Raw genomic sequence first — 19,099 nt, forward strand, 5'->3', positions numbered from 1 at the left:
TGTGGCACATGCATCAAGAGCGAAACAGGCGCGAATGCAAGGTTTCGTGTCTCAGGCAAGCAATATCGGCCATGATTGCCGCCGACCCAAGATCGTCGAGCGATCCGCGTGCAGCGCGCGCCGAGACGCTCATGACCGACTTCTCCAACCCCGCCAGCACGCCGACGCCGTCGCGCTGGCCGGTTACGCCGCAGCGTATGGCGACCGAGACGGCATTGGAGGCGGTGGCGTGAAGATAGGCGGCGATTGCCGGTTCGAGCCCGGTCCGATGGGCTCCGGCAACCGCACCCACGGTCACCGGATAGGCCGCCTCGGGGCCCAGCGACTCGAACACCGGATGCGGCCAATGGCGGGCAGCGGCGAGAAAAGCGCCACCGAGAAGCATGGTTTCCAGGTGCCGTTCGCGCGAACCGGCGAGCGCCTCCGCCAATTCGGCGACCGCCCGCAAGCGCTTCGCATCCTCGTGGTTCCTGTAGCTCTCGGCCAGCAGCAGCGCATCGTTCCAGGCCGCTCCCCGATGCATGAGCGTCTCCAGCCAAAGATCGAGGTCTTCGGCGCCTGTCACCAGGCCGTCATGAACCGCCTGCTCCAGCCCCCCTGAATAGGAAAAGGAGCCGACGGGAAACGCAGGAGAAAGCCAGGTGACGAGGCGGATCAACGCCTGTGTATTGGCGCGTTCAGCCATCGTGGTGGTGATCGCCGCCATGCACATGATGATGATGGTGGCCGCCCGTGCCGTGATAGGCGCCGCGCAAGGGATGAAACGGCTCGACCACGTCGCTCACCGCCGCCCCGAGGCCCTCGAGCATCACGCGGATGACTGGGTCGCGGGCGATCAGGATCCGCCCCTCCTCCACCGCCGCCGGCAGGTGCCGGTTGCCGAGGTGCCAGGCGAGTTCGATCAGGTGCAGCCTGTCGCGCGGACGTATTTCATAAAGCTGTTCTTGCGCCGCCTTCACCTCGATATGACCGCCGCCCTCCAGCACCAGGAGGTCGCCATCGGCAAGCATCACCGGCTCCTTCAAATCGAGCATCACCACGTCGTCGTTTTCGAGATGCAGGAGCTTGCGGCGCAGGTGCCGTTGGTCATGCGTCAAGGTCACACGATGGAGAGGCATCCTGTCGGCGGGCCCGGGCGAAAGGACTGCGGTCGAACGATAGGGCACGTTAGATCTCCTCGACCTTTTCCGGATGCGCCTTCAGATGTGCGATCACGTAAACCATTGAGCTCCCACCGTTTTGGCTTGGCACTCTAGGCATTTTGCGGTCAGCTGGAAACGGCTGGCGTCACACACATTCGGAAAAAACAACAAATAGCGCCGTGTAAGAATGCATTTGAGCGCTGATTTCCATAACGTTTATGCTTTCGGTTCGATTAGACCTAAAATCAACGTGATCCGCCAATAAAAGGCCCCGGCGCCAGCGAGGCGGCGAAAATCCAAAGGACTTTCTAGGACCTACTCGCGGCAACCGGGGCCTTGTTCGGACCGTCTATTCGATCAGGCGGCGATCTTCTGCGACTTCAGTGCCGCAAGGATGTTGTGCGGCGATGAGATGCCGTAGGGATCGCTATCGCAATTGTCGGAATAGCCTTCTTCCTCGAACCATTGCTCGACCACGCCATTGTTGATGACGGCGGCGTAGCGCCAGGAGCGCATACCGAAGCCGAGATTGTCCTTGGCGACCAGCATGCCCATTTTGCGCGCAAATTCACCCGAGCCGTCCGGAATGAGCTTCACGCTTTCGAGGCCTTGCGACTTGCCCCAGGCATTCATGACGAAGGCGTCATTGACCGAAATGCAATAGATCTCATCGATGCCGAGCGCACGAAACTCCGGCGCGAGTTTCTCGAAGTCCGGCAGCTGGTAGGTCGAACAGGTAGGCGTGAAGGCGCCCGGTAGGGAAAAGAGCACAGCGCGCTTGCCGGCGAAGTAGTGATCCGAGCCGACATCCTGCCAGCGAAATGGATTGGAGCCGCCGACGGATTCGTCGCGGACACGGGTGCGGAAGGTTACTGCAGGAACTTTTCTGCCGAGCATCAGGGTCTCCTTCGAATTGCTGCCGACCGCGTCAGAGAGGAAAACGCAGGCCCGCGGAAAGCGAGCGCTCTTCCTACAGGAGTTTGCGCTGCAGTGCAGCATCAAAGCTGCGATTTGAGACTGCATGGCAGCGTTGCGGCAGACGCATGGCTGATGTCGAGGAGCAATCGACGAGTTTGCCCATCAGCCCCAAATCCGACCATTTTATTAGACGAATGCGACAGATTCAGAACAGGAAGTAGCGTTGTGCCATCGGCAGCACTGTTGCCGGTTCGCATGTCAGCAGTTCCCCGTCGGCACGGACCTCATAGGTTTCGGGATCGACCTCGATATGCGGCGTCAGCCTGTTGTGGATCATCGACGCCTTGCCGATGCCGCCTCGGGTGTTCTGAACCGCGACGAGTTCCTTGGCGACGCCGAGCCTGCCCGCAAGCCCGGCATCGAGCGAGGCCTGCGAGACGAAAGTGACGGAGGAATTGGTAAGACTCTTGCCATAGGCGCCGAACATCGGTCGATAATGCACCGGCTGCGGCGTGGGGATGGAGGCGTTCGGATCGCCCATCGGCGCCGCGGCGATCGTGCCGCCGATCAGCACCATGTCCGGCTTAACGCCGAAGAAGGCCGGGTTCCAGAGGACGAGATCCGCGCGCTTGCCGACCTCGAGCGAGCCAATCTCGTGGCTCAATCCATGGGCGATCGCCGGGTTGATCGTGTATTTGGCGATGTAGCGCTTGACGCGGAAATTGTCGTTGTCGCCCGCCTCTTCCTTCAACCGCCCGCGCTGCCGCTTCATCTTGTCGGCGGTCTGCCAGGTACGGATCGCCACTTCGCCGACGCGCCCCATGGCCTGGCTGTCGGAGGAGATGATCGAGAAGGCGCCTATGTCGTGCAGGATATCCTCCGCTGCGATCGTCTCCTTGCGGATACGGCTTTCCGCAAAGGCGATGTCCTCCGGGATCGACGGCGACAGGTGATGGCAAACCATCAGCATGTCGAGATGCTCCGCCACGGTGTTGAGCGTGTAGGGCCGCGTCGGGTTGGTCGAGGACGGGATGACATTCGGCTGGCCGCAGATCTTGATGATATCCGGCGCATGGCCGCCGCCCGCCCCTTCCGTGTGGAAAGCGTGGATCGTCCGCCCCTTGATCGCCGCGATCGTATCCTCGACGAAACCGCTCTCGTTCAGCGTGTCGGTGTGGATCATCACCTGCACGTCATACTCGTCGGCAACCGAAAGGCAGCAGTCGATCGCCGCCGGCGTCGTGCCCCAATCCTCGTGCAGCTTGAGCGACGAGGCCCCACCCATCACCATTTCGACCAGCGCGCCCGGCTGCGAGGCGTTGCCCTTGCCGGCAAAGGTGAGGTTCATCGGGAAGGCGTCGGCCGCCTCGATCATGCGGGCGATGTGCCAGGGCCCCGGCGTGCAGGTGGTGGCGAGCGTGCCATGCGCCGGCCCGGTGCCACCGCCGAGCATGCAGGTCAGCCCGCTCGTCAGCGCCTCTTCGATCTGCTGCGGGCAGATGAAGTGGATATGCGCGTCCATACCCCCTGCGGTGACGATTTTCCCTTCGCCGGCGATCGCCTCGGTACCCGGACCGACGATGATGTTCACGCTCGGTTGCGTGTCCGGATTGCCGGCCTTGCCGATGGCGGCGATGCGCCCGTCCCTGAGGCCGATATCGGCCTTGACGATTCCCCAATGGTCGACGATGAGCGCATTGGTGATGACCGTGTCGACAGCGCCTGCAGCGCGCGTCACCTGGCTCTGGCCCATGCCGTCGCGAATAACCTTGCCGCCGCCGAACTTCACCTCTTCGCCATAGGTGGTGAGATCCTTCTCGACTTCGATGAAAAGCTCGGTATCGGCAAGCCGCACCTTGTCGCCCACGGTCGGACCGAACATGTTGACATAGGCCGCACGCGACATCTTGTAGGACATGGTTCAGGCTCCTTGAGGCAAGTCTGACGAAATGGATTGATCGAGGCGGCGAAGGCGGCCATCGGCGGCGAGCGCATCGACATAGCGACGCTCGGCCGCGAAGGGGTGCCACGCCCAGCCGCTATGGCCGAAACCGGCAAGCACGATGCGGTCGCCGCTGGAGGCGGCATTCAAGAGAATGTCGGCGACCGCAACGAGGCCGCTCGACGGAACGACGTAAGGAGTGGGCTCGAAGCGGGCGAGGTCACGCTCCAGCCGTTCCTGCGTCTCTGCGGGAACGGCGCGGTGTTTACGCCCGGTCGCACGCGCAAAGCTTTCGAAGCCGGCGGTATAGTCATCGCAGAAATCGTCAAGATCCGGGTGCGTTGCGGCAAGACCAGCCCGCATGGCGGCAAACTTCGCACCGGAGCGTACGCTCCAGATCTCGCGCGCCTGCCTCACCGGGTCGCTTGTTTTCCAGCGGCCGCCGCCGAGCATCGCGAGCGCGGGGCGACCGGTGTTGCAGACCGCGATAATGTCGGTCTTGCTGCCGCCCTTGCCGATCGAGCGGCAGTCGTTGAAGCGGATCACCAGATCGGCAGTGTCGATCATCGCGGCGGCACCCTCCGACACCTCGCCATTGCCCACGATCATGACGACGCGGCCCTCTTGCAACGTCAGTTCCCTGCGGGCTCGAGCAGTTCTTTGAGTTCTGCCGTCCGCTTTCGCGTCAGGTCCGCTAGACAGCCAGAGACGAGCATGGGCTCCATCGAGCCACCGCGCGCCTCGAAACCGGCCAGTTCACACTGGCCGTCGCGATAGCCGATCCAGGCGCGCTGCGCCTTTTTCAGCGCCCCCACGGCTCCGACATGGGCCGCGTTGATATCGCCCAGTTCCTTGTCGGTTGCCTGCATCGCGGCGATCGCCTGTCGGTAGATGCTGTTCAGTTCCATGTCGGCCGCCTCGCCTGGCAATTCACTTCCGGCTGCTCCTGGGCGAACGCGGAAGCCGTTGAAACGATGAGGAGTAGAGCGGTGGCGGGAGCAATTGGCCTCATAGCTTGCCCATCACCTGCTGGCGGAAGCCGAACACCTCGCGCTTGCCTGATAGCGGGATCAGCGTAACCTGGCGGGTCTGGCCCGGCTCGAAGCGAACGGCCGTGCCGGCAGGAATATCGAGACGCATGCCATAAGCTACCTGGCGATCGAAGTTCAGGCCAGGGTTCGTCTCCGCGAAGTGGTAATGGCTGCCGACCTGCACCGGCCGATCGCCGGAATTGGAGACCTCGATGGTGGCGGTCTCAAGACCGGCATTCAATTCGATGTCGCCGGCGGCTGCGATGATTTCCCCTGGAATCAAGTTTCTGTCCCCTCACGCAGGTCTTAGAGCGGAATGCGCTCACATACGTTCGCGCAACCGCTCTGTCTGTTTGTTTTTGCCGCATTTATGCGACGTCAGGCGATTCCACCTGACTGCAAAATGCTCTAACGGATCGGTTCATGAACGGTGACGAGCTTCGTCCCGTCCGGGAAGGTCGCCTCGATCTGAATGTCGTGGATCATGTCCGGGATGCCCTCCATCACCTGATCGCGGGTCAGCACATGCGCACCCGCCTCCATCAGTTCGGCCACGGACCGGCCGTCGCGCGCGCCTTCGACGACGAAGTCGGTAATCAGCGCGATCGCCTCCGGATGATTGAGCTTGACGCCCCGCTCCAGCCGCCGACGCGCGACCATCGCCGCCATGGAAATCAACAATTTGTCTTTTTCGCGCGGAGTGAGATTCATGAGTCGGCATCCGGGTTATTGCAGGATCAGAGAGTCCAGACTTTCGGCACAGATGCGTCCTTACGCAAGTGCGAAATGAGCGGGACGAGGATTTTTCTGAGTTCGTAACCATCGGCGGCGACCATGCGGGCGACGACCTTGTCGCGCCCGCCGACCCTGTGGTGGCTAACGCCTGCCCATGCCACCGCTGCAAGTGCTGCGCGCAGCTTCGAGAGCATCGCTTCGCTATCCGGCGCCACATAGAGAAGCGTCGCGAACGCGGCCGCGCCGCCAAGGACGGGAGGTCTTGCGGCAAGTCGGGCAATCTCGTCGGCGAGCGTCAGATTTTCGGCGTGAATCAGCTTGCCGCCGCTCGAGACGCGCCAGCGATCGCGAAAGAGGCCGGTATGCACCGTCTCGCCCATTGCCTTGCGACCGAGCAGCACCGCCTCGACGGCGAGCAGCACGGCATCGCTTGCCAGATCGACCTCGAGCACGCGCGACAGCGACGCCCGATCGAAGAGGATCGTTTCCTGCGGCAGCCAGTCGATACGGGCGCCGGCCGAGACCGACAGGCGTGTCTCGATCTCTGCGGTGCCTGCGCTCGCCTTGTAGATTTTCTCGCAGGCCTGCGTCGCCAACGTTAGGCTCGTCCCCTCCCCGGCCTCGAAGGCCCAGTTCAAACGGTCGCCGCCCGTGACGCCCCCTGACGAGTTGATGAGCACTGCTTCCATGGTACCGTCGAAGGTCTTCGGCAGGCGGAGCTTGGCGCAGCCTTCCTGGTAGAGTTCGGCTATGCGCGTGCGTCCCCCTTGAAATTTGGCGATCAGCCGCCCCTTTCCCCACGCCCTTTGCGGAGCGATGATTGCCGACGCGGTCAATGTCTCGGAGTTCCCCTGCCGGCGCGCGACCCTCGCGCAATTCCTGATCCGGCATCGTCGGAAACCGGGTGACCAAAGTCAAGCCACTGTTTCCCAAGCCAAATCGCCATCCACGACAACGGCGCCTCGACCAAGTTCCAGCGCAGCACAACACCGCCTCGGTTCGGCCGCCGCTTTCGCCGACAAGGAGGACCCCTCGTCGGGGCCCTCCTCCAACACGCGTTGCTAAGATCAGGACCGTGCGAATTCCAGAAGATCCCTGTTGAGTTCGTCCTTATGCGTGTCGGTGATGCCGTGCGGAGCACCCGGATAGACCTTTAGCACCGCATGCGGAATGAGCTTCTTCGAGGCGCGGCCGGCTGCGTCGATCGGCACGATCTGGTCGTCGTCGCCATGGATGATAAGCGTCGGCACGTCGAACTTCTTCAGATCCTCGGTGAAATCCGTCTGCGAGAAGGCGACGATTGAATCATAGGTGTTCTTGTGGCCGGCCGTCATGCCCTGCAGCCAGAAACTGTCGATCATGCCTTGGGAGGGCTTTGCACCGGGCCGATTGAAGCCGAAGAACGGACCCGACGCAATGTCCTTGTAGAGCTGCGAGCGATCGGCAAGGCTGGCGGCCTGCAGTCCGTCGAACACATCCTTCGGCAAACCGCCCGGATTGCTCTCAGCCTTCACCATCAACGGAGGAACGGCCGCGATCAGCCCCACCTTGGCTACACGCTCGGTGCCATGCCAGCCGATACCCCGGCCAGGATTCTACGCCGGAAAATGCCATCAGCAATCATCCGTGCTTGACCGTTCTTCATACATGTACTCCTTTAGATCTCGCGATTTAATGGTGCACGATATAAAACTCTTTTCTTTTATATATCGCGTACGCTTAGATCGTGTACGATATTTAACGCTCTGGAATTCGGTTGTCAATGCGTTGCGATTATATCGCGAACGATTTACTTTGTGGGTCTCGACGTTTGGAAGAAGGCCATGGCAAACGCAGATACCCGCCCCTCCGAGGAGGTGATGAAGCTCGACGAATTTCTGTGCTTCGCCATCTATTCCGCGAATCACGCGTTCACGCGTGTCTACAAGCCGCTGCTCGATGAGTTGGGGCTCACCTATCCGCAGTACTTGGTCATGGTCGTGCTTTGGGAAAAGGACGACCAGACGGTGGGCAGCCTCGGCGAAAAGCTTTTCCTTGAATCGAGCACGCTCACGCCCATGCTGAAACGGCTGGAAGCAATGGGTTATCTTTCCAGGGTTCGCGACAGGACGGACGAGCGGCAGGTACGTGTCCGCCTCACCGAAGCCGGTCGCGCTCTCAGGGAAAAAGCTAGCTCCGTGCCAAACGGAATTGTCGACGCGACTGGAATGGAGCCGGCCGAGATGACCCGGCTCAAACGGGAAATCGCGGCGCTTCGCACATCGTTGTTGCGTTAGCGCATCGATCTTTGCGCGTCTGAAAGACGCGCGGCGCTGTAGCCTGTCGGACCCGAACCTTCGGTGAGCCCAGATGCGGACTTGGAGAGTTAAAGCGTCCGTAGCAGGTCTGAACTGACGCTCCACGCCGTCGAGCTGCCGTCCGGTCCCACGAAGCTCCCCCAGTTGATCGTCGACGCGCCGTTTTTTGGGTACGCACTCACATTATTGCCGTACGCCCGAGGACGCACAAAAGAGAAAGGCCCGGCTTTGTGACCGGGCCCTTCACTTGACTATTTCAAACGAGGACTACTCGTTCTGGAAGTAGCTGTACTTGCCGTCATCACCCTTCTTCCAGGTGTACATGACGTAGTCCGGACGCGTGATGTCGCCCTTTTCATCGAAGCCGAGTTCGCCGATCGCCGTCTGGAACGGGCCCTTTGCCTTGATGGCTTCGGCAACCGCCTGCGGGTCGTTGCCGCCGGCCGCCTTGGCGCCCTCAGCGATCACCTGAAGCGCCGCATAGGAATAGAGCGTGTAGGCTTCCGGCTCGAAGCCGGCTGCGCGGAACTTCTCGACGAGTTCCTTGGCATTCGGATTCTTGCGCGGATCCGGAGCGAAGGTCATCAGCGTGCCGTCGACCGCATCGCCGGCGATCGAGGCCAGTTCGTTCGAAACGATACCGTCGCCCGACATGAACGTCGCCTGCAGGCCCTGGTCCTTCATCTGACGCATGATGAGGCCGGCTTCCGTGTGCAGACCGCCGTAATAGACGACCGAAACGCCGGCTTGTTTCATCTTGGCGATCAGCGCCGAGAAGTCCTTGTCGCCGGTGTTGATGCCTTCATAGAGGGCTTCGGTGACGCCGGCTTCGCCCATGGCCTTCCTGGTTTCATCGGCAAGGCCCTGACCATAAGGCGTCTTGTCGTGAACGACGGCGACCTTTGCATCCTTGAAGTTGGCGGCGATATAAGCGCCGGCAACCGCGCCCTGCTGGTCGTCACGGCCGCAGGTGCGGAACGTGTTCCAGAGACCACGCTCGGTGAACTGCGGGTTGGTCGAAGCCGGGGTGATCTGCAGGATGCCGTTTTCGGCGTAGATGTCCGACGCCGGGATAGAGACACCCGAGTTGAAGTGGCCGATCACGAACTGCACGCCATCGGCAACGAACTTGTTGGCTACCGATACGCCCTGCTTGGCGTCGGAAACGTCGTCGCCGAGTACGATCTTGATCTGTTCCCCGTTGATGCCGCCTGCCGCATTGAGGTCGGCAGCAGCCTGCTCCGCACCTTTCTGGAGCTGAGCGCCGAACGCCGCATTCGGGCCCGTCAGCGGACCAGCGACGCCGACAAGAATATCGGCCCACGCGGTGCCGCTGAAGGCGACCATTGCGGTCAGCGCCACAGCCGACAGAAGAGACTTTTTCATCTTGTTACTCCCAAATTGTCGAGCGGGTCTCATTTCAAAGCCAGCGCAATGCCCACTATTCTTGCGCCGGTGATCCTTTGCACCGGCCGCTTGCGACCGGCACATGCTGTTCCCCTATTTCGCCCTCCAAGAGAAAGGCGAGGCTTTTTCATATAACCAATAATAGTTGTTTGCCATTTGCTTGGTCAGGTAATACCGGAAACCGGCGGTAGCAAACAACAAAAGCACGACCGTGTCTACAATATAGTATTGCAGGCTGAACATCGTTCCTCCGAAAAGGGCGTGATGCACGAAACGGATAGCGAGGCCGAGCAGTGCCACATAGATCAGCAAACGCTGAACCGTCTGCCAGTTTTCGGCGACATTTTTGCCCGTTCTCCAGGCAGTCCAGCCGCCTAGGACACAGGTGACGAACAGAAACTGCCAGATTGACGCTTCTTCGTAGAGAATTCCCTGCATGTCATTAACTCCAGACGCGGCGCATCAGTGACGGCCGCCTTCGAGATAGGCGGCGCGAACTTCCGGGTTGGCGAGCAGGTCCTTGCCCGACCCGCTCATCGTTACCCGGCCATTGACCAGAACATAGGCCCGATCGGACAATTTGAGCGCGCCGAAGGCATTCTGCTCCACCAGGAAGACCGTCAGCCCCTCCTGTTTGTTGAGCTTTTTGATCGCGTCGAAAATGCCTTTGACGATCAGCGGCGCAAGGCCTAGCGACGGCTCGTCGAGCAGCAGCAGCTTCGGCCGCGCCATCAGCGCCCGGCCGATCGACAGCATCTGTTGCTCGCCGCCGGAAAGCGTTCCGCCGCGCTGGGTCTGACGCTCCTTCAGGCGCGGAAAAAGCGCAAAGACCTTCTCGACGTCCTCCTTGAAGTGCTTCAGATTGTCAAGGCTCGCTCCCATCTGGAGGTTCTCCAGAACCGTCATGCGCGGGAAGATCCGCCGCCCTTCCGGAGACTGGGCGATTCGTAGGCGGGCGATCTCGTGCGTCGGCAGACGCGTGATGTCCTGTCCCTCGAAAACGACGGAGCCGGTGCGCGCCTGCGGGCTGCCGCAGATCGTCATCATCAGCGTCGACTTTCCGGCGCCGTTCGCACCGATCAGCGAGACAATTTCCCCGCGGTGAACCTCGACGTCGACGCCGGAAAGCGCCCGGATATTGCCGTAATAGGTTTCGACACTTCTCACATTCAAAAGCGGAGCAGTCATTGCGTCCTGCCTCCCTGCTCGCTTTCGATTTCCTCGATCTCTTCGATCACCTCTTCAACCTCTTCGTCCTCGACGCCCAGATAGGCCGCGATGACCTTCGGATCGTTCTTCACGTAATCCGGATTGCCGTCGGAAATCTTCTGCCCGTATTCCAGCACAACCACATGGTCGGATATCTCCATCACCACCGACATGTCGTGCTCGATCAGCAGGATGGACGTCCCTGTTTCGCCGCGAATGGTCTGCAGCAGGTCGTTGAGGGCGAGCGACTCGCGCGGGTTCAGACCGGCAGCCGGCTCGTCGAGGCAAAGCAATTCCGGACCGGTGCACATGGCGCGGGCAATTTCGAGTCGCCGTTGTGCACCATAGGGCAGGTCGCCCGCCGGATCGTCCGCACGGTCGACGAGCGATGCCATCTCGAGCCAATGCTTTGCAACCTCGATCGACTCCTTGGAGGCCTGCCGATAGGCCGGGAAGCCCAAGAGGCCGAGGATGGTAAAACCGGAGGCCAGCATCAGCTTGTTGTGCTGTGCCACCAGCAGATTTTCGAGAACCGTCAGGCCGGAGAACATCCGGATGTTCTGGAAGGTCCGCGCCACTTTGGCACGCTTGGCGATCTCGAAATCCGGCAGGCGCTCCAGGAGGAACTCTCCGCCGGACCTCTGCCTCATGGTGATCATGCCCATGGTCGGCTTGTAGAAGCCGGTGATGCAGTTGAACACCGTCGTCTTGCCGGCCCCGTTCGGGCCGATCAGTGCGGTGATTTCGCCCCGCGCCGCCTCGAAGGAGAAGTCGTTGATGGCCATGAGACCGCCGAAGCGCATCGACAGGTGCTCGACCTTGAGAATGGGGTCATTTGTCATTGTCGTTGTCTCGAGGGCCATCAGCCGTGCCCTTCCTTGGTGAAGCTGCCGGAGATGGCCTTTCGCTCATGGAGGAACGCGGTCGGCTCGCGCGATCCGACGAAGCCGCGCGGCTTCCACACCATGACGACGACCATGGCCAGGCCAAAGATCAGCATCCGGTAAAGTTCAGGCGTAAAGGTCGGCCCGAAGACCGCTTTGAGGAAAGTGAGCTCGCGCAGGATTTCCGTGCCGCCGACCATCACCACCGCCGCGATTGCGATACCCGTCAGCGACCCCATGCCGCCGAGAACGACGATGGCGAGGATAACGGCCGATTCCAGGAACACGAAGGATTCCGGCGAGACGAAGCCCTGGCGGACGGCGAAGAAGGAACCCGCAAAGCCGCCGAACATCGCTCCCGTAGCAAAGGCCGTGAGTTTAGTCATCGTCGTGTTGATGCCGAGCGACCGACAGGCGATCTCATCCTCGCGAAGCGCTTCCCAGGCCCTGCCTATCGGCATCCGGCGCAGGCGGATCGTGACGTAGGCGGTCAGCAGCGCCAGTGCGAGGATCAGATAGAAGAGGAAGATCTTGTAGTAGGCCGAAGATATCGGCAGGCCGAACAGGGCTGCAAAGCCATCCTTGGAGGCATCGAACTTGATGCCGAACAGCGTCGCCTTGGCAATGCCGGAGACCCCGAACGTTCCCTTGGTGACCTCGGTCCAGTTGATCAACACGAGGCGGATAATTTCACCGAAAGCAAGCGTCACGATCGCCAGGTAGTCGCCCCTAAGGCGCAGAACCGGAAAACCGAGGATCACGCCCCAGAGAGCCGCGAGAATGCCGGCGATCGGCAGCAGTACCCAGAAGGACAGGCCGAAATAGCTGGAGAGCAGCGCATAGGAATAGGCGCCAACCGCATAGAAGGCCACATAGCCGAGATCGAGCAGGCCGGCGAGACCGACGACGATGTTGAGCCCCCAGGCAAGCATCACGTAGATCAGGATCTGGATGCCGAAATTGTCCACCCACTTCAGGGAACCCTGGACGCCGACAAGGGCCAGGATGACCGGCGGGTAAAGCACCAGAGCGACAATCGCGATCTTGGAAAAATTGCGGCTAAAGAAGCTTTCCCCCTTCGCAATGTCCGGCGCCGCCGCCCTCGCGGCCTTCCGCTGGGCGAGCCAAGGCTGGACATAGGCGACGATCAGGAATCGGCCGACCGTGGCGACGGCGACAAAGATGGCCAGCAGCCCCCAGCGCTGCCTGAGAACGAGTTCGTTGCGGATGTTCTGGTCGGTTTCGAGGCCGACGAAGAGGACGAACAATCCGAGCGTGATGAGCCCTGCGAAGACGGCCTCGCGGAGGGCCCGCGCCGTCACCTCGGTGCCGGCGCTTGCAGTCGTGGAAGCAACATTTGCCATGGAATTATACCTTCTCGACTTCCGGTCGTCCGAGAATACCGGACGGCTTGAAGATCAGGACGATCGCGAGGATAGAGAAGGTCGCGACGTCCTTGTAGTCGATAGTGAAATAAGCCGACCACAGCGCCTCGATGAGGCCGATCAGCAGTCCGCCCAGAACGGCGCCCGGCAGCGAGCCGATGCCGCCGAGAACAGCTGCCGTGAAGGCCTTTACGCCCGGAACAAAGCCATCCGTGAAGACGACGACGCCATAATACATGAGGTACATCGTACCGGCGACCGCGGCGAGCGCCGCACCCATGATGAACGTCACCGAAATAGTTCGGTCGACGTCGACGCCAAGCAGCGCCGCCATTTTCCGGTCCTGCTCCGTGGCGCGCTGCGCGCGACCGAGAGGGGTGCGGTTGACGATGTACCAGAAGACGGACAGAAGAACCGCGGTGATGATCACGATAATGATCTGCTTCAGCGAAACCGTGATGCCGAACACATTGTAGACCGAAGAGACGAGCGGCGGAATCGGCTTGTTGCGCGGACCCTGCGTCACCTGGATGAAGTTCGACAGGACGATCGACATGCCGATCGCCGTGATCAGCGGCGCCAGCCGGAAGGATCCACGCAGCGGACGATAGGCCACCCGCTCAATGGTCCAGTTCCAAAGCGCCGCCGTAAGCATACCGACGATCATCATCAGCAGCAGCGCCAGGACAACCGGCACACCTGCGAAGAAAGACGTAAGCAGCAGGAAAATAATCAGCGCGGTGAAGCCGCCAAGCATGAATATATCGCCATGAGCGAAGTTAATCATGCCGATGATACCGTAGACCATGGTATAACCAATCGCGATCATACCATAAATAGAACCAAGCGTCAGCCCGTTGACGAGCTGCTGGACGAAGTACTCCATCAATCTTCCCCTGGACCAGATCCCGAAAGTCCGGCCTCTTGTTATTAGTTATCACTCATGAGCGTGCTCTGCGGCGATTTCATACCTCTTTCGATCGAAAATGAAAGCCAAAAATCGCGCGAATTGCGGATTCTTCCGCGAAAAAGTCAGTTCGACGCCCCTTTTGCCAGCCAGAAATCAAAAAAGATGCAGCATTCGCTTGCGAATTCATCATTCTGCCCGCGAAAATGGCGCGTCTGCCTCAAGGACGCCGGCAAACAGCCGTTCTTGATCGCCGATCTTTACACGAACTTCACGTGTCTGAAAGATAGAAGCGGCGGAAAAATGCCGGCCCGGATCTGACGTAGGACGGCAGGACAAGCAGGAATGGAAAGAGAATGCTCGGCATCTTGGAAAGATCAGCGATGGCAGCAGGACAGGCGATCCTGGAAGTCTATGATGCCGGCCCTGCAGTCACCTATAAGGCCGACACCTCACCCGTGACCGACGCAGACCATCGCGCCGAGCGCATGATCCTTGCCGAGCTTGCCGCGGCCTTCCCCGATATCCCGGTGATTGCCGAAGAATCGGTCGCTGCGGGAAATGTTCCCGACATAGCCGGCCAGCGCTTCTTTCTCGTCGATCCGCTGGACGGCACGAAGGAATTCGTCGATCGCGATAACCATTTCACCGTCAATATCGGTCTCATCGAAAACGGTGAGCCGGTCGCCGGCGTCGTCTATGCGCCGGCGCTTGGCGTCATCTATGCGGCAAAGGACGGACAGGCGAAAAAAGCAATGGTCGCGGCTGGTCGAATCGCCGGCGGCTGGAGCCGGATCGGCTGCCGGCAAATCCCGGATCGGCCGGTGGCAGTGGCGAGCCGACGGCACAGCAGTGCCGAGACCATTGCCTATCTCGCGGAGCAGGGCATCACCGACTGCGAGACGATCGGCTCGTCGCTGAAATTTTGCCTGCTGGCCGAGGGCCGGGCCGATCTCTATCCGCGCTTCAGCCGCACGATGGAGTGGGACACCGCCGCAGGCGACGCGGTCCTGAGGGCCGCGGGCGGTGAAACGCTGACCATGGAAGGCCAGCCGCTCGCCTACGGCAAACGCGACCAGCCAAACGACAGCGACTTCGCCAACCCATGGTTCATCGCGCGCGCGAGGCGGTTTTAGCGCATCGTCCGCGGATCCCACTGCATGCCTCCTTTAATCGACCTCGATTCAAGGACATGCAGCAATTCAAACTGCTACAGCGACCTTGCGCGTCTAACAAGACGGGGCGCTGTAAAGGACGCGCGCCGCTGCAGGGCACGAAGGTCAGGGCGAGCGCGGCCGCAGTCCAGCAGCAATGAGGCTGCAGAGGGACCCTTCGGTAAAGGGTTTTTCGATCCGGGGAACGTCACGCAGATGGCTGGGCAAGGGCAATATCTCGCCGCAGCCGCTGGTGAATCCGATTTTGATCCCCCGCGCCACGAGCGCTTCTGCAACCGTGAAACTCGTCTCGTCACCGAGCCTGATATCGACGATGGCGAAATCGATCGGGTGCTCGGTTGCGATTTCCATCGCTCTTTCTGCTGTCGTCGCGGTGTAAACGTGAGTGACGCCCAACGCAGCGAGCATTTCCTCCATGTCCAAGGCGATCAGAAAATTGTCCTCAAGGACAAGAACCGACTGGATCCTCGTCACATTCTCACCGCCTGTCATCGACGTAAAGTTCCTCGATCTTGGCTTCCGTTCCGGAAGCCGGCCAGCGAAGCTAGTGTGAATACCGGACTTCGGCATTTAAAAAAGACATACTGCCCCCATCAGATCAGCGGCCGTTTCGATTCGCCGAGCCCTTGCCAACCGGCAAGCCGAAGCAACCCCCGCACATCGCGAACTTCACAGCCCCTGTCCGCCCAACGGATGAGGTCGCGGCCGGAAAGCTTCCGCAGGGTCTTGTTGGTGTGAACGATCGAAAGGCCGAGCGTGTCGGCAACATGCTGCTGCGTCAGCGGAAGGGCGTTGCGGCCGCCTCGGAAGAGCTGCAGCGTCTCCGCGCGCTGGTAAAGAAAAGCGAGGAGATAGGCGGCTCTTTCGAGTGCGGAGCGCCGACCGATGCTCAACAGATTCTCGTCCAGAATGCGCTCTTCCCGGGCGGCGATCCAGGTGATGTCATAGGCGAGATCCGGGTGCTGCCTGTAGAGCTGTTCCAGGCCGCTCCGCTTGAACACGCAGAGCGTGACGGGCGAAAGCGCCTCGATAGAGTGCTGCATTTCACCCATCAGCGTGCCCTGCAACCCGACCATGTCTCCGGGCATGACGTAGTTCAGAATCTGTCGCCGCCCATCTTTTAGCACCTTGTAGCGAAATCCCCAGCCGGAAAGAACCGTGAAGAGATGCTCACTCCGCTGACTTTCCGACAGGATGGTTCCCCCGCCGTCGACCGACCGCTCGCCGATCTTGAAATTCGCCACGAAGGCAAGCTCGTCGTGCTGGAACGGACGAAAAATCTCAAGCGGGCGCAGGGGACAGGCCTCGCACGGCGTTGCCTTGCTGAACTTGTCTTCGTTTGCCATCGGATGCTCGCGGCGGCTTGGCAGGTTGCGCGGGAGCCTCGTGACAGAATTGGCGCGACGCGCGCGGTTCCCTTCATGGACTTGCGCGCCGCCAGGCCCTATCTCTCGTCGATCGCCCGTCGCAAGCAGGATTGTGAACCATGTTGTCCTATTCCGCCATCGCCAAAAACAACGTTGCCGTCGTCACCGGCGCCGCCTCCGGCATCGGGCTTGCTGCCGCCAGGCACTTCGCAAGCATCGGCATGAAGGTTGTTATGGCCGACCTCGCCGGTGATCGTCTGCAGGCGGCGGAGGCCTCGGTGGCGAAGCTTGCCGCGGGTAGCACCGCGGATGTCGCAGCAATCGCCACCGATGTCTCGCGGCCGGACGAGATCGTCGCCTTGGCGCGTGCCACGCAGGAGCGCTTCGGCCATGTCCATGTCCTGATGAACAATGCCGGGATCCAGCCCGGCAGTTCGATGTTCGGTCCGCTGGAGAATTGGGAAGCCGTGATGTCCGTCAATCTCTGGGGCGTGATCAACGGCTCGCGCATTTTCGCGCCCGCCATGATTGCCCACGGAGAACCAGCACTGATCATCAATACCGGCTCGAAACAGGGCATCACCACGCCGCCCGGCGATCCCGCCTATAATGTCGCGAAGGCGGGGGTAAAGGTCTTTACCGAAGCCCTCCAGCACGAGTTGCGCAATACGGAGGGCTGCAAGGTCAACGCGCATCTCCTGATCCCCGGCTTCGTCTATACGGCGCTGACGGCGCATGGCCGCACAGAGAAGCCGGCCGGCGCCTGGACGCCGGAACAGACAGTCGATTTCATGCTCGAAAGCCTCGCCGGCGGCGATTTCTACATTCTCTGCCCCGACAACGAGGTCCAGCGACCGACGGACGAGAAGCGCATCCTGTGGGCGGCCGGCGATGTCGTCGAGAACCGCCCACCCCTTTCGCGGTGGCATCCGAACTACCAGGCATCGTTCCAGGCATTCCTTGCCGGGAAACGGGACTAACGCATCGGCCCGAAAATCGCATCCGATTTTCGGAAAGCTCGATGCGCAGATTCAAAGTTACAGCGACCTTTGCGCGTCTGAAAAGACGAGCGGCGCTGTAAATCGCATTCGCGAAAGGGAAGAAATCGTGACCAGCGGCATTCACCATATCACCCTGATCAGCCGCCGCGTTCAGGCGAATATCGATTTCTACCTGAACTTTCTCGGCCTTCACCTCGTCAAGCGGACCGGCGGCTTCGAGGACCCCAACCAATTGCACCTCTTCTATGGTGACGCTTCGGGTTCGCCCGGATCGCTCGTCACCTTCCTGATCTGGGAGGACGGCTCGCCGGGGCGTGTCGGCCATGGGCAGCCGAGCGAGATCGCCTTCGCCATGCCGCCGGAAAGCATCGGCTTCTGGCTTACACGCGCCCTGCAGTTCAACATCCGGACGACCGGCCCGGCACAGGAATTCGGCGAGCCGGTGCTCAGGCTCAAGGATCCGGACGGCATCATCGTCAAACTGGTCGGCACGGACGCGCTGGCGGAACCGGCGCCCTGGGCAAGCCGCGACATTCCCGAAACCGACTCGATCAGGCGATTACGGGGCGCGACCGTGCTCACGGAAAGGCCAAAGGAGACGGCGCATTTCCTCCGCAGCCACTTCGGTTATCGCGAGACAGTCGCAGCGGATGCGATCCGCCGCCTCACCTCGCCCTCCGGCGACGTCATCGATGTGCGCGACGCGACCGGCTTCTGGACGGCCGCGCCCGGCACCGGCACCATCGACCATATCGCCTTCCGCGCGCCGGACGAGGCAACGGTGCTTGCCGTCAGGGCCGATCTCGAACAGGAACACGCCGGCGCCACCAACGCGCATGACCGGAAGTACTTCTTTTCCCTTTATGTGCGCGAACCGGGAGGCTCGCTCTTCGAGCTTGCGACCGACGGACCCGGCTTTGCCGTCGACGAGCCGCCGGACGCGCTCGGTACCGAGCTCTTCCTGCCGCCGCATCTCGCCGGCAGCAATGCCGCCGCCACGCTCGTGCGGCTGCCGCAATTCGCTCTACCGGGCGAACCGCGCCTGACGCGCCGCGACCTGCCCTTCGTCCATCGCTTCTACCACCCGGACGAGACGAGCGACCGTACCTTCGTGCTGCTCCACGGCAGCGGCGGCAACGAGACGGACATGCTCCCCTTCGGCCACCAGATCGATCCGCAGGCTACGCTCCTAGGCGTGCGCGGCCGCAGCACCGAAGAGGGCTTTCCCCGCTGGTTCCGGCGCCTCACGATGACAAGTTTCGACCAGCAGGATATCCGCTCGGAGGCCGAGGCCTTCGTCGCCTTCCTGGAAGGGGCGCGCGACGGCTACGGGCTCGACCTTGGCAAGGTGATCTTCATCGGCTATTCCAACGGCGCCAATCTGCTGGCGGCGGTGATGCTGCTTCATCCCGGCGTGATCGCTAACGCCGTGCTGATGCGGGCGATGTCGGCTCTCGAAGTGCCGCCGACAGCCGATCTCTCTTCAACGAATATCCTGATGCTGACCGGCAGGGACGACCCCTATGGCAAGCATGCGCCTACCTTGAAGCGCATTCTCAGCGACACCGGCGCCAATCTCGAAGCGCTGGACATCGACACGCACCACGGTATCGGCGACGGCGATATCGAGGCCATTCGCCGCTGGCTCGCGGAGAATGGTATATAGTCCTTTTAGCCCGTCCGACCCTGGCCTCGCACG

Annotated in this window: 21 protein-coding genes and 2 pseudogenes; 5 read left to right on the top strand and 18 right to left on the bottom strand. The window is 61.2% G+C overall.

Translation table 11 applies throughout. The features are described from left to right. Positions 1–13: 13 nt before the first annotated feature. The 10 genes and pseudogenes from AC4P1R_RS11805 to AC4P1R_RS11850 form a co-directional block, all read right to left on the bottom strand. Positions 14–685 carry an urease accessory protein UreF gene (locus AC4P1R_RS11805; RefSeq protein ID WP_492176995.1) on the bottom strand — a complete coding sequence of 224 codons (672 nt, stop codon included), beginning with the start codon at positions 683–685 and terminating at the stop codon, positions 14–16. After that, on the bottom strand, positions 678–1,166 hold the full coding sequence (gene ureE, locus AC4P1R_RS11810; protein ID WP_492176996.1) for an urease accessory protein UreE: 489 nt from the start codon (positions 1,164–1,166) through the stop codon (positions 678–680). Before ureE ends, AC4P1R_RS11805 begins: the two co-directional genes overlap by 8 nt. A gap of 333 nt (positions 1,167–1,499) precedes the next feature. After that, entirely contained in the window at positions 1,500–2,039 is a 540-nt protein-coding gene (locus AC4P1R_RS11815) for a peroxiredoxin (protein WP_492176997.1), read from the bottom strand. A 226-nt stretch (positions 2,040–2,265) separates the two neighbouring features. Then, positions 2,266–3,978: an urease subunit alpha gene (ureC, locus tag AC4P1R_RS11820; protein WP_492176998.1), complete on the bottom strand. Its 1,713-nt coding sequence runs from the start codon at positions 3,976–3,978 to the stop codon at positions 2,266–2,268. Positions 3,979–3,981: 3 nt separating this feature from the next. Then, positions 3,982–4,632, bottom strand: coding sequence for a Urease operon accessory protein (locus AC4P1R_RS11825; protein WP_492176999.1), 651 nt, complete (start codon positions 4,630–4,632; stop codon positions 3,982–3,984). A 2-nt stretch (positions 4,633–4,634) separates the two neighbouring features. Further along, positions 4,635–5,014, bottom strand: a pseudogene (locus tag AC4P1R_RS11830) (lysozyme inhibitor LprI family protein). Continuing rightward, a complete protein-coding gene (locus AC4P1R_RS11835; RefSeq protein ID WP_069458163.1) occupies positions 5,011–5,316 on the bottom strand; it encodes an urease subunit beta in 306 nt (101 codons plus the stop codon). The pseudogene AC4P1R_RS11830 and the gene AC4P1R_RS11835 overlap by 4 nt, the downstream one beginning before the upstream one ends. A gap of 125 nt (positions 5,317–5,441) precedes the next feature. After that, positions 5,442–5,744, bottom strand: coding sequence for an urease subunit gamma (locus AC4P1R_RS11840; protein WP_069458164.1), 303 nt, complete (start codon positions 5,742–5,744; stop codon positions 5,442–5,444). Positions 5,745–5,770: 26 nt separating this feature from the next. Then, positions 5,771–6,604 carry an urease accessory protein UreD gene (locus AC4P1R_RS11845; RefSeq protein ID WP_151611579.1) on the bottom strand — a complete coding sequence of 278 codons (834 nt, stop codon included), beginning with the start codon at positions 6,602–6,604 and terminating at the stop codon, positions 5,771–5,773. Between the two features lie 231 nt (positions 6,605–6,835). Further along, positions 6,836–7,354 (bottom strand): annotated as a pseudogene (locus AC4P1R_RS11850) (alpha/beta fold hydrolase); the annotation flags it as partial. Positions 7,355–7,591: 237 nt separating this feature from the next. On the opposite strand from AC4P1R_RS11850, the gene AC4P1R_RS11855 reads away from it, so the two are divergent. Further along, positions 7,592–8,044 (top strand): MarR family winged helix-turn-helix transcriptional regulator, encoded by a 453-nt coding sequence (locus AC4P1R_RS11855; RefSeq protein ID WP_492177000.1) that lies wholly within the window; start codon positions 7,592–7,594, stop codon positions 8,042–8,044. A 288-nt stretch (positions 8,045–8,332) separates the two neighbouring features. Here the strand turns inward: AC4P1R_RS11855 and AC4P1R_RS11860 are convergent, their stop codons facing one another. From AC4P1R_RS11860 to AC4P1R_RS11885, 6 genes are all read right to left on the bottom strand, one after another. Continuing rightward, a complete protein-coding gene (locus AC4P1R_RS11860; RefSeq protein WP_069458168.1) occupies positions 8,333–9,451 on the bottom strand; it encodes a branched-chain amino acid ABC transporter substrate-binding protein in 1,119 nt (372 codons plus the stop codon). Positions 9,452–9,565: 114 nt separating this feature from the next. After that, complete coding sequence (locus AC4P1R_RS11865) at positions 9,566–9,910, bottom strand: DUF6867 family protein (protein ID WP_069458169.1); 345 nt, start codon at positions 9,908–9,910, stop codon at positions 9,566–9,568. 24 nt (positions 9,911–9,934) lie between these two features. Continuing rightward, on the bottom strand, positions 9,935–10,660 hold the full coding sequence (locus AC4P1R_RS11870) for an ABC transporter ATP-binding protein (RefSeq protein WP_069458170.1): 726 nt from the start codon (positions 10,658–10,660) through the stop codon (positions 9,935–9,937). Continuing rightward, complete coding sequence (locus AC4P1R_RS11875) at positions 10,657–11,544, bottom strand: ABC transporter ATP-binding protein (RefSeq protein ID WP_492177001.1); 888 nt, start codon at positions 11,542–11,544, stop codon at positions 10,657–10,659. The genes AC4P1R_RS11870 and AC4P1R_RS11875 overlap by 4 nt, the downstream gene beginning before the upstream one ends. Continuing rightward, positions 11,544–12,929: a high-affinity branched-chain amino acid ABC transporter permease LivM gene (livM, locus tag AC4P1R_RS11880; protein ID WP_492177002.1), complete on the bottom strand. Its 1,386-nt coding sequence runs from the start codon at positions 12,927–12,929 to the stop codon at positions 11,544–11,546. Before livM ends, AC4P1R_RS11875 begins: the two co-directional genes overlap by 1 nt. 4 nt (positions 12,930–12,933) lie before the next feature. Continuing rightward, a complete protein-coding gene (locus AC4P1R_RS11885) occupies positions 12,934–13,836 on the bottom strand; it encodes a branched-chain amino acid ABC transporter permease (protein WP_071017381.1) in 903 nt (300 codons plus the stop codon). 57 nt (positions 13,837–13,893) lie between these two features. Between AC4P1R_RS11885 and AC4P1R_RS11890 the strand changes: the two genes are divergently transcribed. Together AC4P1R_RS11890 and cysQ are read left to right on the top strand one after the other, a co-directional pair. After that, entirely contained in the window at positions 13,894–14,178 is a 285-nt protein-coding gene (locus AC4P1R_RS11890) for a hypothetical protein (protein WP_492177003.1), read from the top strand. Between the two features lie 35 nt (positions 14,179–14,213). After that, a complete protein-coding gene (cysQ, locus tag AC4P1R_RS11895) occupies positions 14,214–14,993 on the top strand; it encodes a 3'(2'),5'-bisphosphate nucleotidase CysQ (RefSeq protein WP_492177004.1) in 780 nt (259 codons plus the stop codon). 144 nt (positions 14,994–15,137) lie between these two features. Here cysQ and AC4P1R_RS11900 read toward each other — a convergent pair whose 3' ends face one another. Together AC4P1R_RS11900 and AC4P1R_RS11905 are read right to left on the bottom strand one after the other, a co-directional pair. Continuing rightward, entirely contained in the window at positions 15,138–15,524 is a 387-nt protein-coding gene (locus tag AC4P1R_RS11900; RefSeq protein ID WP_492177005.1) for a response regulator, read from the bottom strand. Positions 15,525–15,625: 101 nt separating this feature from the next. Beyond that, on the bottom strand, positions 15,626–16,378 hold the full coding sequence (locus AC4P1R_RS11905) for a Crp/Fnr family transcriptional regulator (RefSeq protein WP_069458177.1): 753 nt from the start codon (positions 16,376–16,378) through the stop codon (positions 15,626–15,628). Between the two features lie 140 nt (positions 16,379–16,518). Between AC4P1R_RS11905 and AC4P1R_RS11910 the strand changes: the two genes are divergently transcribed. Both AC4P1R_RS11910 and AC4P1R_RS11915 read left to right on the top strand, forming a co-directional pair. Then, positions 16,519–17,379, top strand: a complete 861-nt coding sequence (locus AC4P1R_RS11910) for an SDR family NAD(P)-dependent oxidoreductase (RefSeq protein ID WP_069458178.1) — start codon at positions 16,519–16,521, stop codon at positions 17,377–17,379. Between the two features lie 127 nt (positions 17,380–17,506). Continuing rightward, positions 17,507–19,066: a VOC family protein gene (locus tag AC4P1R_RS11915; RefSeq protein WP_492177006.1), complete on the top strand. Its 1,560-nt coding sequence runs from the start codon at positions 17,507–17,509 to the stop codon at positions 19,064–19,066. The last annotated feature ends 33 nt before the right edge of the window (positions 19,067–19,099 follow it).

The sequence above is a fragment of the Sinorhizobium sp. Y406 genome (assembly GCF_058732025.1).

Bases quoted from the DNA above. Each gene is read 5' to 3' on its own strand.
- AC4P1R_RS11805 (WP_492176995.1), bottom strand. From the start codon at position 685: ATGGCTGAACGCGCCAATACACAGGCGTTGATCCGCCTCGTCACCTGG.
- AC4P1R_RS11815 (WP_492176997.1), bottom strand. From the start codon at position 2,039: ATGCTCGGCAGAAAAGTTCCTGCAGTAACCTTCCGCACCCGTGTCCGC.
- ureC (WP_492176998.1), bottom strand. From the start codon at position 3,978: ATGTCCTACAAGATGTCGCGTGCGGCCTATGTCAACATGTTCGGTCCG.
- AC4P1R_RS11840 (WP_069458164.1), bottom strand. From the start codon at position 5,744: ATGAATCTCACTCCGCGCGAAAAAGACAAATTGTTGATTTCCATGGCG.
- AC4P1R_RS11855 (WP_492177000.1), top strand. From the start codon at position 7,592: ATGGCAAACGCAGATACCCGCCCCTCCGAGGAGGTGATGAAGCTCGAC.
- AC4P1R_RS11860 (WP_069458168.1), bottom strand. From the start codon at position 9,451: ATGAAAAAGTCTCTTCTGTCGGCTGTGGCGCTGACCGCAATGGTCGCC.
- AC4P1R_RS11865 (WP_069458169.1), bottom strand. From the start codon at position 9,910: ATGCAGGGAATTCTCTACGAAGAAGCGTCAATCTGGCAGTTTCTGTTC.
- AC4P1R_RS11870 (WP_069458170.1), bottom strand. From the start codon at position 10,660: ATGACTGCTCCGCTTTTGAATGTGAGAAGTGTCGAAACCTATTACGGC.
- AC4P1R_RS11875 (WP_492177001.1), bottom strand. From the start codon at position 11,544: ATGGCCCTCGAGACAACGACAATGACAAATGACCCCATTCTCAAGGTC.
- livM (WP_492177002.1), bottom strand. From the start codon at position 12,929: ATGGCAAATGTTGCTTCCACGACTGCAAGCGCCGGCACCGAGGTGACG.
- AC4P1R_RS11885 (WP_071017381.1), bottom strand. From the start codon at position 13,836: ATGGAGTACTTCGTCCAGCAGCTCGTCAACGGGCTGACGCTTGGTTCT.
- AC4P1R_RS11890 (WP_492177003.1), top strand. From the start codon at position 13,894: ATGAGCGTGCTCTGCGGCGATTTCATACCTCTTTCGATCGAAAATGAA.
- cysQ (WP_492177004.1), top strand. From the start codon at position 14,214: ATGCTCGGCATCTTGGAAAGATCAGCGATGGCAGCAGGACAGGCGATC.
- AC4P1R_RS11900 (WP_492177005.1), bottom strand. From the start codon at position 15,524: ATGACAGGCGGTGAGAATGTGACGAGGATCCAGTCGGTTCTTGTCCTT.
- AC4P1R_RS11905 (WP_069458177.1), bottom strand. From the start codon at position 16,378: ATGGCAAACGAAGACAAGTTCAGCAAGGCAACGCCGTGCGAGGCCTGT.
- AC4P1R_RS11910 (WP_069458178.1), top strand. From the start codon at position 16,519: ATGTTGTCCTATTCCGCCATCGCCAAAAACAACGTTGCCGTCGTCACC.